The 16006-nt window shown below is 65.5% G+C and carries 15 protein-coding genes; 5 read left to right on the plus strand and 10 right to left on the minus strand.

The window, feature by feature from the left end; all coding sequences use genetic code 11:
- Positions 1-246 precede the first annotated feature (246 nt).
- The 4 genes from HWX87_RS31765 to ccsA all read right to left on the minus strand — a co-directional run bounded on the left by HWX87_RS31765 (position 247) and on the right by ccsA (position 5517).
- A complete protein-coding gene (locus HWX87_RS31765; RefSeq protein ID WP_176050916.1) occupies positions 247-3243 on the minus strand; it encodes a ribonucleoside-diphosphate reductase subunit alpha in 2997 nt (998 codons plus the stop codon).
- A gap of 462 nt (positions 3244-3705) precedes the next feature.
- A complete protein-coding gene (gene ampD / locus HWX87_RS31770) occupies positions 3706-4296 on the minus strand; it encodes a 1,6-anhydro-N-acetylmuramyl-L-alanine amidase AmpD (protein ID WP_176050917.1) in 591 nt (196 codons plus the stop codon).
- Positions 4293-4610 carry a PP0621 family protein gene (locus HWX87_RS31775; RefSeq protein WP_176050918.1) on the minus strand — a complete coding sequence of 106 codons (318 nt, stop codon included), beginning with the start codon at positions 4608-4610 and terminating at the stop codon, positions 4293-4295. The genes ampD and HWX87_RS31775 overlap by 4 nt, the downstream gene beginning before the upstream one ends.
- 13 nt (positions 4611-4623) lie before the next feature.
- Positions 4624-5517, minus strand: a complete 894-nt coding sequence (ccsA, locus tag HWX87_RS31780; protein ID WP_046544887.1) for a cytochrome c biogenesis protein CcsA — start codon at positions 5515-5517, stop codon at positions 4624-4626.
- An 89-nt stretch (positions 5518-5606) separates the two neighbouring features.
- On the opposite strand from ccsA, the gene ffh reads away from it, so the two are divergent.
- Positions 5607-6974 (plus strand): signal recognition particle protein, encoded by a 1368-nt coding sequence (ffh, locus tag HWX87_RS31785; protein WP_176050919.1) that lies wholly within the window; start codon positions 5607-5609, stop codon positions 6972-6974.
- A 94-nt stretch (positions 6975-7068) separates the two neighbouring features.
- Positions 7069-7620: a hypoxanthine-guanine phosphoribosyltransferase gene (locus HWX87_RS31790; protein ID WP_176050920.1), complete on the plus strand. Its 552-nt coding sequence runs from the start codon at positions 7069-7071 to the stop codon at positions 7618-7620.
- A gap of 81 nt (positions 7621-7701) precedes the next feature.
- Here HWX87_RS31790 and HWX87_RS31795 read toward each other — a convergent pair whose 3' ends face one another.
- Positions 7702-8304, minus strand: a complete 603-nt coding sequence (locus HWX87_RS31795) for a MarC family protein (RefSeq protein WP_048251148.1) — start codon at positions 8302-8304, stop codon at positions 7702-7704.
- Positions 8305-8325: 21 nt separating this feature from the next.
- Positions 8326-10062, minus strand: a complete 1737-nt coding sequence (locus HWX87_RS31800; protein ID WP_176050921.1) for a proline--tRNA ligase — start codon at positions 10060-10062, stop codon at positions 8326-8328.
- A 218-nt stretch (positions 10063-10280) separates the two neighbouring features.
- Between HWX87_RS31800 and HWX87_RS31805 the strand changes: the two genes are divergently transcribed.
- On the plus strand, positions 10281-10928 hold the full coding sequence (locus tag HWX87_RS31805; RefSeq protein WP_176050922.1) for an RNA pyrophosphohydrolase: 648 nt from the start codon (positions 10281-10283) through the stop codon (positions 10926-10928).
- 13 nt (positions 10929-10941) lie between these two features.
- Positions 10942-11550, plus strand: a complete 609-nt coding sequence (locus tag HWX87_RS31810; RefSeq protein WP_176050923.1) for a CNP1-like family protein — start codon at positions 10942-10944, stop codon at positions 11548-11550.
- A 106-nt stretch (positions 11551-11656) separates the two neighbouring features.
- Here the strand turns inward: HWX87_RS31810 and proB are convergent, their stop codons facing one another.
- The 4 genes from proB to rplU all read right to left on the minus strand — a co-directional run bounded on the left by proB (position 11657) and on the right by rplU (position 14765).
- Positions 11657-12775, minus strand: coding sequence for a glutamate 5-kinase (gene proB / locus HWX87_RS31815; protein ID WP_176050924.1), 1119 nt, complete (start codon positions 12773-12775; stop codon positions 11657-11659).
- Between the two features lie 90 nt (positions 12776-12865).
- A complete protein-coding gene (obgE, locus tag HWX87_RS31820) occupies positions 12866-13978 on the minus strand; it encodes a GTPase ObgE (protein WP_176050925.1) in 1113 nt (370 codons plus the stop codon).
- Between the two features lie 187 nt (positions 13979-14165).
- Positions 14166-14429 carry a 50S ribosomal protein L27 gene (gene rpmA / locus HWX87_RS31825; RefSeq protein ID WP_006476999.1) on the minus strand — a complete coding sequence of 88 codons (264 nt, stop codon included), beginning with the start codon at positions 14427-14429 and terminating at the stop codon, positions 14166-14168.
- A gap of 24 nt (positions 14430-14453) precedes the next feature.
- Positions 14454-14765, minus strand: a complete 312-nt coding sequence (rplU, locus tag HWX87_RS31830; protein ID WP_006025184.1) for a 50S ribosomal protein L21 — start codon at positions 14763-14765, stop codon at positions 14454-14456.
- Positions 14766-14975: 210 nt separating this feature from the next.
- On the opposite strand from rplU, the gene HWX87_RS31835 reads away from it, so the two are divergent.
- Positions 14976-15971 (plus strand): polyprenyl synthetase family protein, encoded by a 996-nt coding sequence (locus HWX87_RS31835; RefSeq protein WP_034182656.1) that lies wholly within the window; start codon positions 14976-14978, stop codon positions 15969-15971.
- Positions 15972-16006 lie beyond the last annotated feature (35 nt).

Here is a 16006-nt window from a genome sequence, read left to right on the forward strand (position 1 = left end):
CAACGCTTCGTCGTTCATGCAGCGCGCGACGTGAGTCGCGCGTGTATCGCGAGGTGCGCTCGACGCATCGAACGCTGATCGAAACGCGACGTCGTCGGGGATGTTTCGATCGCTTGTCACTGCCTGCAACGCAGGTGCCGCGTTACAGATTCCTTATCATTTTTTTAGTTGAGAGCGGCGCACACTTCAACCTCGATCGGTCGCCGTGTGCGCCGCCCGAACCTTCTTCAGGTCAGGCGCGTTGCGTTACTGGCACGCTTCGCACTCGTCGAAGCCGGGATCACCCGGACGCATCGTGCACACCGGACCGTCGGCCTCGACCGGCGCGAGTGCCGGTGCCGCGTCGACTGCGCCCGACGACGATGCTGCGCCGCCTGCCGCGCCGAAGCCGCCAGCTGCGCCTTGCGCGCCGCCGCTGCTCGAACCGCCGCTCGTCGGCACCGCGTTCAGCGCGCCGTGAGCGACCGTCGACTTCTCGACGTGCGTCGCCGCCATCGTGCGGAGGTAGTAGGTCGTCTTCAGGCCGCGCAGCCATGCGAGCTTGTAGACCTCGTCGAGCTTCTTGCCCGACGCGCCGCCCATATAGATGTTCAGCGACTGCGCCTGGTCGATCCACTTCTGGCGACGCGATGCCGCTTCGACCAGCCACGTCGGGTCGACTTCGAACGCGGTCGCGTAGATCGCGCGCAGGTCGGCCGGGATGCGGTCGATGCGCGACAGCATGCCGTCGAAGTACTTCAGGTCGGCGACCATCACTTCGTCCCACAGGCCGCGTTCCTTCAGGTCGCGCACCAGGTACTCGTTCACCACCGTGAATTCGCCCGACAGGTTCGACTTCACGTACAGGTTCTGGAAGGTCGGTTCGATACAGGCCGACACGCCGATGATGTTCGAGATCGTCGCCGTCGGCGCGATCGCGACGCAGTTCGAGTTGCGCATGCCGTGCGTGGCGATCCGCGAACGCAGCGTCGTCCAGTCGAGCGACTCCGACGAGTCGACCTCGACGTAGCCGCCGCGCGCTTCGGCCAGCAGCTTCAGCGTGTCCTGCGGGAGGATGCCGCGATCCCACAGCGAGCCGCGGTAGCTCGAGTAGCGGCCGCGCTCCTCGGCCAGCTCGGTCGACGCGTGGTACGCGTAGTAGCACACCGCTTCCATCGAACGATCGGCGAACTCGACCGCTTCGGTCGACGCGTACGGCGTGCGCAGCAGGTGCAGGCAGTCCTGGAAGCCCATGATGCCCATGCCGACCGGACGGTGCTTCAGGTTCGAGTTACGCGCCTTCGGCACCGCGTAGTAGTTGATGTCGATCACGTTGTCGAGCATGCGCATCGCGACGCTGATCGTGCGCTTCAGCTTGTCGTGGTCGAGCGCGTAGCTGCCGTCGGCCTGCTTCACCAGGTGGGCGACGAGGTTCACCGAGCCGAGGTTGCACACCGCGATTTCGGTGTCGCTCGTGTTCAGCGTGATTTCCGTGCACAGGTTCGACGAGTGGACGACGCCGACGTGCTGCTGCGGCGAGCGCACGTTGCACGGATCCTTGAACGTGATCCACGGGTGGCCCGTCTCGAACAGCATGCCCAGCATCTTGCGCCAGAGCTGCGCCGCCGGGATCTTCTTGAACAGCTTGATCTCGCCGCGCGCGACCTTCTCTTCGTAAGCCGTGTAAGCCTTCTCGAAATCGGCGCCGAACTTGTCGTGCAGGTCCGGGCAGGTCGACGGCGAGAACAGCGTCCAGTCGGCGCCTTCCATCACGCGCTTCATGAACAGGTCGGGAATCCAGTTCGCCGTGTTCATGTCGTGCGTGCGGCGGCGGTCGTCACCGGTGTTCTTGCGCAGCTCGAGGAACTCCTCGATGTCGAGGTGCCACGATTCGAGGTACGCGCAGACCGCGCCCTTGCGCTTGCCGCCCTGGTTCACCGCGACGGCCGTATCGTTCACGACCTTCAGGAACGGGACCACGCCTTGCGACTTGCCGTTCGTGCCCTTGATATGCGAGCCGAGTGCACGCACGCGCGTCCAGTCGTTGCCGAGACCGCCGGCGAACTTCGACAGCAGCGCGTTTTCCTTCAGCGCTTCATAGATGCCGTCGAGATCGTCCGCGACCGTCGTCAGGTAGCACGACGACAGCTGCGAGCGGTGCGTGCCCGAGTTGAACAGCGTCGGCGTCGAGCTCATGAAGTCGAAGCTGGACAGCACGTTGTAGAACTCGATCGCGCGCGTTTCGCGGTCGATCTCGTTCAGCGACAGGCCCATCGCGACGCGCATGAAGAATGCCTGCGGCATTTCGATGCGGCTGCCTTCGACGTGCAGGAAGTAGCGGTCGTACAGCGTCTGCAGGCCGAGGTAGCCGAACTGCAGGTCGCGGTTCGCGTCGAGCGCTTCACCGAGGCGCTTCAGGTCGAACTGCAGCAGCTTGTCGTCGAGCAGGCCGGCGTCGACGCCGCGCTTCAGGAACTGCGGGAAGTATTCCGCGTAGCGGGCCGACATCTCGGCCTGCACGACTTCCTCGCCGAGGATCTCGCGACGGATCGTGTGCAGCAGGATGCGGGCCGTGACCTGGCTGTATGCCGGATCCTTTTCGATCATCGTGCGCGCTGCGAGGATCGCCGAGTCGTAGACCTGGCTCATCGGCACGCCGTCGTACAGGTTCTTCACCGTTTCGGCGACGATCGGGTCAGGGTTAACCGCAGCGCCGAGGCCTTCGCACGACGACACGATCAGCGCGCGCAGCGCGTTCAGGTCGAGCGGACGCGTGACGCCGTTGTCGACGACGTTGATGCCGGTGCTCGACTCGCCGCCCGCTGCCGCTGCTTCCTCGCCCGCATGCTGGCGCTCGAGGTGACGCTTCTCGCGATACAGCACGTACGCACGCGCGACGTTGTGCTCGCCGCCGCGCATCAGCGCGAGTTCGACCTGGTCCTGGATGTCTTCGATATGGAACGTACCGCCGTTCGGGCGGCTGCGCACGAGTGCGCGCACGACGTTCTGCGTCAGCTGTTCGACCTGCTCGCGCACGCGCGCCGATGCCGCGCCCTGCCCGCCGTTGACGGCCAGGAAAGCCTTGGTCACCGCGATCGCGATCTTCGAAGGTTCGAACGACACCACACTGCCGTTGCGGCGGATCACCTTGTAGTCGGCGAACGTGGCCTGCGGCGCGAGCGCCTTCGCGCCCTGTTCGGTCCCGCCGAGCGGACGGCTCGAGGCGCTCTCGTACTGGGACGTCGCGTTGTCGGTGGTTTGCATGTGCAAAGCTCCTGGTGTTGGATGGTGCGGAGAGAACCGCGGATTAAAACGAACGCCGCGCAACGCGGTGCGCGAGCGGTAAGAGGCGAGCGATGCGCCGGGGAAGCCGGTTCGGTCGATGCGCGACAACCGATCCGGTCGTGTGCTTCGTCATGTATCCCCTGCCCCGTCGATGTTCGCTGCGCTGATCGCGACGCCCGGACCACCCGGCCTGACGCGCCGCCCTGAGAACCCTGTCCGCCGGCGTTGCCCGCCGGCCGGTGCCGCTCGGGTTTCCCCTGCGACACACACTATATCTAGTGCAGAACTACTCAACTGGCACCAAGTATAGTGGACATTCGGACGAGGTCAAAACGGATAATTTGCGCTGAAGGTATTGACATCACCCCCGGCTCCCGGAGGGGCAGACGTGACAAGGCATTGGTCGGAAAAAATTTTTTCGCCGGTTCAAAAACCCCGCGATCAGTGCTGACGGAAAGGAAAGTATTCGGCGGAAAAACCGGCATCGCTCGCGAAGCGTTGCCAATCGAAGTGCGGGCCCGGGTCGGTCTTGCGGCCCGGCGCGACGTCCGAGTGCCCCGCGAATGCGTCGACCGGATAGTGCTCGGCGAGCGCGCGGGAGAGCGCGGCCAGGACCGCGTATTGCGCATCGTCGAACGGCACGTCGTCCGCGCCTTCGAGCTCGATGCCGATCGAGAAGTCGTTGCAGCGCACCCGGCCGAAGAACTCGGACGAGCCCGCATGCCACGCGCGCTCGTCGCACGACACGAACTGCACGAGTTCGCCGTCGCGGCGGATCAGGAAGTGCGCGGACACGCGCACGCCGCGCAGGTGGCGCTGGTAATAGGGGTGCGCATCGCAGTCGAGGCGGTTCAGGAACAGCGCCTCGATCGCGTCGCCGCCGAACTCACCGGGCGGCAGGCTGATGTTGTGGACGATCACGAGCGTCGGCACCGCACCCGCGGGCCGCCCCTCGAAGTTCGGCGACGGCGCATGGCGCGCTTCGCGCACCCAGCCGTTCGCGTCGACCGACAACAACGGCGCGTCGCTCATCGTGCGTCGTGACCGCTTGCACGCGCGGCGTGGCGCTGCGCGTGCTCGGCGCTGCAGAAGTATTCGCCACCCGCGGCGACCGCGTCGCCCTTCGGCGCATGCACGCCGCATTCGGCGCAGCGCACCATCGGCTCGGGCAGCGAGCGAGCGTCGCCGTTCGGGCGCGCAGCGCCGGCACCGCCGGCACCGGGCGCACCGTCGTGACCCGCGCCGCGGCCAGTGCGCGCCTGCGCTTGCTCCTGGGCCTGGCGCAGCTTGCGCGTGAGCCACGAACCCGCGAAGAAGAGAAGAATCAGGAGAAGAATCTGTCGCATCGGAAACCTGCGTTCAAACCACGGATCGGTGCAGCAGCACCTCGAAAACGAACCGGCTGCCGACATACGCGAGCAGCAGCGCGGCGAACGACACGAGCACCCAGCGCGCGGCGCCACGGCCGCGCCAGCCCGACGTCTTGCGCGCAACCAGCAGGCCGCCGAACATCAGCCACGACAGGATCGCGAACACGGTCTTGTGGTCGAGCCGCAGCGCACGCGCGTCGACCTGCTCGCTGAACAGGATGCCCGACGCGAGCGTCAGCGTGAGCAGCACGAAGCCGGCGCCGATCAGGCGGAACAGCAGCTTCTCGAGCGTGAGCAGCGGCGGCAGCGTTTCGAGCCAGCTCGCGATCCAGCCCGTCGAGCCGTCGCGCCCGCCGCTCCTCAGCGACTGCAGGCGCCGCTCGACCATCAGCATCAGGATCGCGTGCAGCGCGGCGATCGCGAACAGGCCGTACGCGATGTTCGCGATCAGGAAGTGCAGCTTGAACAGCGGCGCTGCGGCATAAGGAAGCACCCGCACGCCGCCGAACACGAGCGGCAGCAGCGACGCGCCGCACGCGAGCGGCAAGACCAGCAGGCGCAGGCTGTCGAGCGGGAAGAAGAAGCTCTCGATCCAGTAGATGCCGGCGCCGAGCCAGAACATCGCGGACAGCGCGAACGCGAAGCCGAACACCATCGAGTCGTTCGGAAAGATCGTCATATGGAGCAGTACGCCGTGCGCGACGAGCGCGGCGAACAGCAGCGCGCGGCCGGCCCCGCTCATCCCGGACGCGGCGGACGCGGGAACCGGCACGGCCGGCACGCTCGCGACGAGCGGCGTCGCGCCCTGGCGGTGCGTGCGCCAGCCTGCGACGGCGAGGCCGCCGTACAGGAATGCGGTGAGGGCATACAGTACAATATCCATGTTCGAAGTTTACACTAGGCCCCCTTCCCGCGACGGCTCCCTTTGTTCGGTTCCGCCGCGCCTTCGGGCCCCACTGTCCATCGCTCCCCATGCTCGACAATCTCACTCAACGGATGGCGCGCGTCGTCAAGACGCTGCGCGGCGAAGCCCGGCTTACCGAGGCGAACACGCAGGAGATGCTCCGCGAGGTGCGTCTCGCGCTGCTGGAGGCTGACGTTTCGCTGCCCGTCGTCCGCGAATTCATCGCCAAGGTCAAGGAAAAGGCGCTCGGCGAAGAAGTGATCAGCAGCCTGTCGCCGGGCCAGGCGCTCGTCGGCGTGGTCCAGAAGGAACTGATCGCCGTGATCGGCGGCGACTACGAAGGCAAGGCCGCCGAGCTGAACCTGGCTGTCACGCCGCCCGCCGTGATCCTGATGGCCGGCCTGCAGGGCGCGGGCAAGACCACGACCGTCGGCAAGCTCGCGAAGCTGCTGCGCGAGAAGTACAAGAAGAAGGTGCTGACCGTGTCGTGCGACGTGTATCGCCCGGCCGCAATCATGCAGCTGAAAACGGTGAGCGAACAGGTCGGCGCCGACTTCTTCCCGTCCACGCCGGACCAGAAGCCCGTCGACATCGCGGTCGCGGCCGTCGACTGGGCGAAGCGCCACTACCATGACGTGCTGATCGTCGATACGGCCGGCCGCCTCGGTATCGACGAGGCGATGATGCAGGAAATCGCCGCGCTGCACGGCACGCTGAAGCCGGCCGAAACGCTGTTCGTCGTCGACGCGATGCTCGGCCAGGACGCGGTCAACACCGCGAAGGCGTTCAACGACACGCTGCCGCTTACCGGCGTCGTGCTGACCAAGCTCGACGGCGACTCGCGCGGCGGTGCCGCGCTGTCGGTGCGTCACATCACGGGCAAGCCGATCAAGTTCGTCGGCGTCGCCGAGAAGCTCGACGGCCTGGAAGTGTTCCACCCCGACCGGATGGCGAACCGGATCCTCGGCATGGGCGACATCCTCGCGCTCGTCGAGGAGGCGCAACGCGGCGTCGACGTGCAGGCCGCGCAGAAGCTCGCCGACAAGGTCAAGAAAGGCGGCGACTTCGACCTGAACGATTTCCGCGCGCAGATCTCGCAGATGAAGAACATGGGCGGCCTGTCGTCGCTGATGGATAAACTCCCCGCGCAATTCCAGCAGGCGGCCGCCGGCGCCGACATGGGCCAGGCCGAGAAGTCGATCCGCCGGATGGAAGGCATCATCAGCTCGATGACGCCCGCCGAGCGCGCGAAGCCCGAAATCATCAAGGCGACGCGCAAGCGCCGCATTGCAGCCGGCGCGGGCGTGCCGGTGCAGGAAGTCAACCGGATGCTGAACCAGTACGACCAGATGCGTACGATGATGAAGAAGCTGAAGGGCGGCAACATGCAGAAGATGATGCGCGGCCTGAAGGGCATGATGCCCGGCATGCGCTGATTCCGCCCGTCGGCCGGCGCGCGGGTTTTTGCTGTAGCGCGCGCCCGCCGTTCTGCTTCATTCTTATTTGTATACCGACTGCCCGCCAGAACACATGAACCGCGAAGAAGCCCTCCACATTTTCAACCACTCCGAAGAGATCGTGTCGGCCGATGCCGTCAACGCGTCGATCTCCAAGATGGCCGACGCGATCCGCGCCGAGATCGGCGACGCGTTCCCGCTCGTTCTCTCGGTGATGGGCGGCGCCGCGGTGTTTACCGGGATGCTGCTGCCGCATCTCGATTTCCCGCTCGAATTCGACTACATCCACCTGACCCGCTACCGCAACACGACGCAGGGCAGCCCGGAGATGCACTGGCGAGTCGCGCCGCGCGAATCGGTGAAGGACCGCATCGTGCTCGTGCTCGACGACATCCTCGACGAAGGCGAGACAATGGCCGCGATCCGCGACCGGATCCTCGACATGGGCGCGCAGCGCTTCATGTCGGCCGTGCTGTGCGAGAAGACGCTCGCGAAGGCGAAGCCGCTGCATCCCGACTTCTGCGGCTTCCCGGTGCCGGATCGCTACGTGTTCGGCTGCGGGATGGACGCGAAGGGCTACTGGCGCAACCTGCCGACGATCCGCGCGCTGACCACCGACGTCTGATCGCCGCCCTGCCCGCCCGATAAGAAAAGCGGCGCTCCGGTTTCCCGGAGCGCCGCTTTTTTTCGTGCGCGTGCCGCCGCCTTATAACTGGTGCACGAACGCGCGGATGCCGGCCAGCAGCATCTCGACCGAGATCGCGACGAGCACGAGGCCCATCAGCCGCTCGAACGCAGCGACCGTCCGCTCGCCGAGCCATTGCTGGATCCGTTCGGCCAGTACCAGCGTGATCGCGCAGACGATCATCGTGACCGTCAGCGCACCGACCCACTCGAGCATCTTGCCGGGCGCCTGCGACGTCAGCAGCATCACCGTCGCCAGCGCGGACGGCCCGGCCAGCGCCGGAATCGCCAGCGGCACGATGAACGGCTCGCCGCCCGCGCGCGGATCGCTGCCGAGCGCGCCGTCCGGATGCGGGAAGATCATCCGCAGCGCGATCAGGAACAGTACGATCCCGCCGCCGAGCCGCAGCGACAGGTCGGTGAGGCTCATCATCCGCAGGAAGCGGTCGCCGACCACCATGAAGAACAGCAGGATCACGAACGCGATCCCCACTTCACGCAGGATCAGCTTCACGCGCCGCTCGCGCGGCACATCCCGCATCGCCGAAATGAACAGCGGGATGTTGCCGAGCGGATCGGTGATCAGCACCAGGAGCACGGTGGCCGACAGGAACGTGTATTCCATCGTGTCCCCCGGTCGCCGTGCTTAGCGTGCGAGCGCGGCGCGGATCTTCTCCGCGACCGTCGCCGCAGCTTCGTCGGCCGGCAGCAGCGTCGCTTCGGCGTCGCGGCGGCCCTGGTACTCGATCTTGCCTTCCTTCAGGCCGCGCTCGCCGATCACGAGGCGGTGCGGCACGCCGATCAGTTCCCAGTCGGCAAACATCACGCCCGGGCGCTCGCCGCGATCGTCGAGGATCACGTCGATGCCGGCCGCGACGAGTTCCGCGTACAGCTTGTCGGCCGTTTCGCGCACCATCTCGCTGCGGTCATAGCCCATCGGGCACAGCACGACTTCGAACGGCGCGATCGACTCGGGCCAGATGATGCCGCGATCGTCGAAGTTCTGTTCGATCGCCGCGCCGAGGATGCGCGTCACGCCGACGCCGTAGCAGCCCATCAGCATCGGCTGCGGCTTGCCCGACTCGTCGAGGAACGTCGCACCCATCGCTTCCGAGTACTTGGTGCCGAGCTGGAACACGTGGCCGACTTCGATGCCGCGGCAGATGTCGATCACGCCCTTGCCGTCCGGCGACGCGTCGCCCTTCTTCACGTTGCGCACGTCGGCGACGTCCGGTTCCGGCAGGTCGCGGCCCCAGTTCACGCCGGCGATGTGATAGTCGACCTCGTTCGCGCCGACGACGAAATCGCTCATGTTCGCGACCGTGCGGTCCGCGATCACCTTCACGGGCTTCTTCGTGCCGACCGGGCCGAGATAGCCCGGCGGCGTGCCGAACCACTCGACGATTTCCTGCTCGGTCGCGAAGCGGTGGTTCTTCAGGCCCGGCAGCTTCGACACCTTGATCTCGTTCAGGTCGTGGTCGCCACGCAGCATCACCAGCCAGATGGTCGGCTCGGCGCCTTCGTTGTCGGTCGCGAGCACGATCGACTTGATCGTGCGCTCGAGCGGGATCGCCAGCAATTCGGCGACGGCTTCGCACTTCGCCTTGCCGGGCGTCGCGACCTTCGCCATCGCCTCGGCCGGCGCCGCGCGTTCGGCGATCAGCGGCAGCGCTTCGGCCGCCTCGATGTTCGCCGCGAACTCGGAGGTCGGGCAGTAGGCGATCGCGTCCTCGCCGGTATCGGCGATCACGTGGAATTCGTGCGAGAAGTTGCCGCCGATCGAGCCGCTGTCGGCCGCGACCGCACGAAACTCGAGGCCGAGGCGCGTGAAGATGCGCACGTACGCGTCGTACATCTTGCGATACGACTCGTTCAGGCCGGCCGCGTCCTTGTCGAACGAGTACGCGTCCTTCATGATGAATTCGCGGCCGCGCATCACGCCGAAGCGCGGACGGATCTCGTCGCGGAACTTCGTCTGGATCTGGTAGAAGTTCACCGGCATCTGCCGGTAGCTCTTGATCTGGTTGCGCGCGATGTCGGTGATGACTTCCTCGTGCGTCGGCCCGATCACGAAGTCGTTGTCCTTGCGGTCCTTGAAGCGCAGCAGCTCGGGGCCGTACTGTTCCCAGCGGCCCGATTCCTGCCACAGCTCGGCCGGCTGCACGGCCGGCATCAGCAGCTCGATGGCGCCCGCCCGGTTCATTTCCTCGCGCACGATCGCTTCGACCTTGCGAATCGAACGCAGGCCGACCGGCAGGTAGTTATAGATGCCGCCGGCGACGCGACGGATCATGCCGGCGCGGACCATCAGCTTGTGGCTGACGATCTCTGCGTCGGCGGGAGCTTCTTTCAGGGTGCCGATAAAGAAACGGGAAGCTTTCATGCGGACGGTTCCAAAAACGGCGCCCCCAGGCGGGGCGCCCGAAAAAGTTTCAAGGTGAAAAAGCTGCGCGCGACGAACGACGATGGCGCAGATGACGTAGCAGACTAATCAGGGACAATTCAGCCGGTGTACCCCGTGCGGATTCGCTCCGTCACGGTGCGCAGCGCCCGTTATCTGTTTATAATCAAAGCAATTTTAAAGGATTCGAAGGTGGTTGTATGCTGGATCGTGAAGGCTTTCGCCCGAACGTCGGCATCATCCTCTTGAACGCGCGCAACGAGGTGTTTTGGGGCAAGCGGCTCCGCGAGCATTCCTGGCAGTTTCCTCAAGGTGGGATCAAGTATGGCGAGACCCCCATGCAGGCGATGTACCGGGAACTGCACGAGGAAACCGGCCTGCATCCGGAACACGTCAAGATAATCGGTCGCACGCGCGACTGGTTGCGTTACGAGGTGCCTGACAAGTTCATCAAACGCGAAGTACGCGGTCATTACCGCGGCCAGAAGCAGATCTGGTTCCTGCTGCGGATGGTTGGACGCGATTGCGACATTTGCTTGCGCGCGACCGACCACCCGGAGTTCGATGCGTGGCGCTGGAACGAGTACTGGGTACCGCTCGATGCGGTGATCGAGTTCAAGCGGGATGTCTATCAGTTGGCGCTGACGGAACTGTCGCGCTTCCTGCGCCGCCCGGCGCAGCGAGCCGAGAAGCCGCGTGGGCCGCGAATGTCGCGCTATCCGCGCGTCATTGGCATACAGGCCCAGCAGACGCTGACGATTGTCGACACATCGGTAGTCTGTTCGGAGATCGAAGTGGAAGCGAGCACGCTCGACGAGATGCCGCCCCACGTGATCGTCGGCAAATGACGAGTCGGACTGCATGACCGGGCGCGACCTTGGTGTCGCGCCCTTTTTTTACGAGGAATGCATATTGAAAGCGATTGCTCTCGCGCTCGCATCGATCGCCGCGATGGCTGCCCTGGCTGGCTGCGCGAATTCGAAAGCGCCGTCCAACAAGGATGACAGCGAGTTCGTCTATCTGCTGGACCGCCAGGGGAACTGGAAGGAAAACACGGTCGACACGCTGCCGCCGCTGCCGCAAACGGGCGACCTGCTGCCGTTCAACGTCTCGCAGAACACGCCGCTCAAGTTCTTCGTCGATGCGAAGTCGCTCGACGTCGGCACCGATGGCGTCGTGCGCTACGCAGTCGTCATCACGAGCCCGGCCGGCGCGCGCAACGTGAACTACGAAGGCATCCGCTGCGACACCTACGAATGGCGCCAGTACGCCGGCCTGAACTCCGACCACAACGGCTGGGATCGCACCGTCGAGAACGACTGGCGGCGCATCGAGAACGGCGAGCTGAACGCCTACCACTCCGCGCTCTATCAGGACTACTTCTGCTCGAACAAGATGCCGCAAGGCTCGACCCGGCAGATCCTGGAAAACATCCGGTTCCACCGCACCGCGATGACGCAGTTGCGCTGACGGCGCGCGGCGCGGGTCATCCGCGTCGCCATGCCGCATGAAAAAAGCCCGCATCGCGCGGGCTTTTTCATTGGGCTGCCTGGACTGCCGAAACCGTGGCCGGCGATCACACCAGCACGAGGTTGTCGCGATGGATCAGTTCGGGCTCCAGCATGTAGCCGAGCACCGTCTCGATCTCGCCGCTCGGCTTGCGGTGAATCAGCTTCGTTTCCGCGCTGCTGTAGTTCGTGAGCCCGCGCGCCACTTCGCGCCCGTCGGGGCCGACACACGCGATCACCTCGCCGCGCGCGAACGCGCCCTGCACGTCGATCACGCCGATCGGCAGCAGGCTCTTGCCGCCGGCCGTCAGCTTTTCGACCGCGCCGGCGTCGATCACGACATGGCCGCGCACCTGCAGATGGTCGGCCATCCATTGCTTGCGCGCCGCCATCCGCGCGGTACGCGCGATCAGCTGCGTGCCGATCGCCTCGCCGGCCGCCAGACGCACGAGCACGTCGGCCTCCCGGCCGCTCGCGATCACGGTGTTGGCGCCGCTGTGTGCCGCACGCTTCGCCGCGAGGATCTTCGTCAGCATCCCGCCGCGACCGAGGCTCGAGCCGGCGCCGCCGGCCATCGCCTCGAGCTCCGGCGCGCCCGCATTGGCCTCGGCGACGAGCGTCGCGTTCGGGTCCTTGCGCGGATCGGCCGTGAACAGCCCGGTCTGGTCGGTCAGGATGATCAGCGCATCGCCTTCGATCAGGTTCGCGACGAGCGCGCCGAGCGTGTCGTTGTCGCCGAACTTGATTTCGTCGGTGACCACCGTGTCGTTCTCGTTGATGATCGGCACGACGCCGAGCCGCAGCAGCGTGAGCAGCGTCGAGCGTGCATTCAGGTAGCGCTCGCGATCGGCCAGGTCGGCATGCGTGAGCAGGATCTGCGCGGTGCGAATGTCGTGCTCGGTGAAGCGGCTCTCATAGACCTGCGCGAGCCCCATCTGGCCGACTGCCGCGGCGGCCTGCAACTCGTCGATTTCCCGCGGCCGCTTGCTCCAGCCGAGCCGCTGCATCCCTTCGGCAATCGCACCCGAACTGACGAGCACGACTTCCTTGCCCTGCGCGCGCAACGCGGCGATCTGGGCTGCCCAGCGGCCGATCGCAGCATGATCGAGCCCCTTGCCGTCGTTGGTCACGAGGCTCGAACCCACCTTCACCACCAATCGCTTCGAATCCGCGATGATCGAACGCATCCTGCACTGTCTCCTGTATCTGATGCCTGCCCGGTCGGGCGCGATTGAACGCCGACGCCGGGCGGCACGCCCGGCGCGTTCCGGAACCGCTCAGGCGTCGTCGCCCGGCACTGCACCGCCGTCTGCCGGCGGCGCATCGCGGAAACGCACGTCCGCCGCAAGATCTTCCGCCTCTGCCGCACGGTGCGCGTCCGAATGTTCCGACAGGTAATCGTAGATCGCGTAGCACAGCGCTTCGCAGCCCTGGCCCGTCAATGCCGAAATCTCGAACACGGGGCCGCTCCAGCCGAAACGGTCGAGGAAATCGGCGACGCGCGCCTCGCGCTCGTCTTCCGGCACCATGTCCAGCTTGTTGAGCACGAGCCAGCGCGGCTTTTCGTACAGCGCTTCGTCGTACTTGCGCAGCTCGCCGACGATCGCAGTCGCTTCCGCGACCGGATCGACGCTTTCGTCGAACGGTGCAAGATCGACTAGATGCAGCAGCACGCCGGTGCGCTGCAGGTGGCGCAGGAACTGATGCCCGAGGCCCGCGCCTTCCGCCGCACCCTCGATCAGCCCCGGGATGTCGGCGATCACGAAGCTCTTGCTCGGGCCGACGCGCACCACGCCGAGATTCGGCGCAAGCGTCGTGAACGGGTAGTCGGCGATCTTCGGCCGCGCGTTCGACACCGACGAGATGAACGTCGACTTGCCTGCGTTCGGCATGCCGAGCAGGCCAACGTCGGCGAGCACCTTCAGCTCGAGCCTCAGCATGCGCCGCTCGCCCGGCTTTCCGTCCGTCTTCTGGCGCGGCGCACGGTTCGTGCTCGACTTGAAATGCAGGTTGCCGAGGCCGCCGGAGCCGCCCTGGGCAAGCATCACCTGCTGGTCGTGCTCGGTCAGGTCGGCAATCAGCTCGCCGGTATCCATGTCGTTGATGATCGTGCCGACCGGCATGCGCAGCGTGACGTCATCGCCGCCCTTGCCGTAGCAATCCGAGCCGCGGCCGTTTTCGCCGTTGCGCGCGAGGTGCTTCTTCGCGTATCGGTAGTCGATCAGCGTGTTGATGTTACGGTCGGCGATCGCGTAGACGCTACCGCCCCGGCCGCCGTCGCCGCCGTCCGGCCCGCCGAACGGGACGAATTTCTCGCGGCGCATCGACGCGCTGCCATCGCCTCCGTCGCCGGCGATGACTTCGATTCGTGCTTCGTCAATGAACTTCATTCGTCACTCCGCCCAGTATTTCCGCTATTGTGCCGCGCGCCGGCACGCTTGAACAATCTGCCATTCGGCCGATCGTACGCCGGTTGCGCGAGGGCCGCCGGCACGCACCTGCGCCCGGCGACCAAATAAAAAAAGGCCCCGCGAAGACTGCGGGGCCTTTCGGCTACGAAGCCCGTAGGTGCCTGACTTAGGCAGCCGCCGGGACAACGATGACCAGATGCTTCTTGTCCGCGCCCTTCGTCGCGAACTTGACGTGACCGTCAACCAGCGCGAACAGGGTGTGATCCTTGCCCATGCCGACGTTCTCGCCTGCGTGCATGCGCGTACCGCGCTGACGCACGATGATGCCGCCGGCATTGATTGCCTGGCCGCCGTACACTTTCACGCCGAGACGCTTCGACTCGGAGTCGCGGCCGTTCCGGGAAGAGCCGCCTGCCTTTTTGTGTGCCATCTGATTGCTCCTTTACCGAGGCGCTTACGCGTTGATCGCGTCGATGCGCAGCTCAGTGTAGTTCTGGCGGTGGCCGCCGTGCTTTTGGTAGTGCTTCCGGCGACGCATCTTGAAGATGGTGACCTTGGCATGACGACCGTGCGACACAACGGTGGCCTTGACGGAAGCCCCACTGACCAGCGGCGTACCGAACTTAATCGATTCGCCTTCGCCCACTGCGAGAACCTGGTCGAGCGTGATTTCAGCGTCAATGTCAGCCGGTATCTGTTCTACTTTGAGTTTTTCGCCAACGGCAACCTTGTACTGCTTGCCGCCGGTTTTTATGACCGCGTACATTGAGAACCTCACTCTGGATCCAATTTTTCCGCACACCACGCGCGGAAAACACGTGATTATACATGGGCTTAGCACCGAAGTCAAAACCGATCGACGATTGCCGCGCGCAAGCCCTGGCCGAACGGCCAAAATCACGGCTGCAGCACGTCTGACAGACCGGGATTTCGCGGATTCGACTTATAATCCGCCGCATCACCCAATTCCATCATCATGTCGTCGTCCACCGCCTCCCCCACCCTCAGCGCCGCCCACCTGCTCGCCCCGATCACCAGCGACATGGAGCAGGTGAATCGCGTTATCCGGCAAAGCCTCGCGTCCGACGTGCTGCTGATCAACCAGATCGCCGAGTACATCATCGGCGCGGGCGGCAAGCGGCTGCGTCCGGCGTTGCTGCTGCTCGTCGCCGGCGCGCTCGGCGAAACGTCGCACCAGCGGCACGTGCTGGCCGCCGTCGTCGAGTTCATCCACACGGCCACGCTGCTGCATGACGACGTCGTCGACGAATCCGAGTTGCGCCGCGGCCGGCAGACCGCCAATGCGCTGTTCGGCAACGCGGCGAGCGTGCTGGTAGGCGATTACCTCTACTCGCGTTCGTTCGAGATGATGGTCGGCGTCGGCAAGATGCGCGTGATGGAGATCCTGTCCGAAGCAACGACGATCATCTCCGAAGGCGAGGTGCTGCAGCTGCTCAACATGCACGACGCCGACGTCGACGAAACGCGCTACATGCAGGTGATCCGCTACAAGACGGCCAAGCTGTTCGAGGCGTCGGCCCGCCTGGGCGCGGTACTCGCGGGCGCCGATGCGCCGACCGAAGCCGCCGCCGCCGAGTACGGGCGCCGGATCGGTACCGCATTCCAGATCATGGACGACTGGCTCGACTACGCGGGCACCGTCGAGGCCATGGGCAAGAACGCCGGCGACGACCTGCGCGAAGGCAAGCCGACGCTGCCGCTCATCTATCTGATCGAACGCGGCACGCCCGAGCAGTCGGCGCTGGCGCGCGAGGCGATCGAACAGGGCGGCACCGATCGCTTCGACACGATCTTCGAAGCGATCACGCGCTCGGGTGCGCTCGATCACACGCTCGAGTGCGCACGCCAGGAAGCGCAGGCCGCAGCCGCAGCGATCGCGGCGTTCCCCGATTCGATCTACAAGGAGAGCCTGCTCGCGCTGTGCTCGTATTCGACGTCGCGACAGTCGTAAGTCAATCGCGCGCGTCGCCGCCACGGTTGCGACGA

It is taken from the genome of Burkholderia sp. BCC1644 (assembly GCF_902833225.1).
Taxonomy (GTDB): Bacteria; Pseudomonadota; Gammaproteobacteria; order Burkholderiales; family Burkholderiaceae; genus Burkholderia.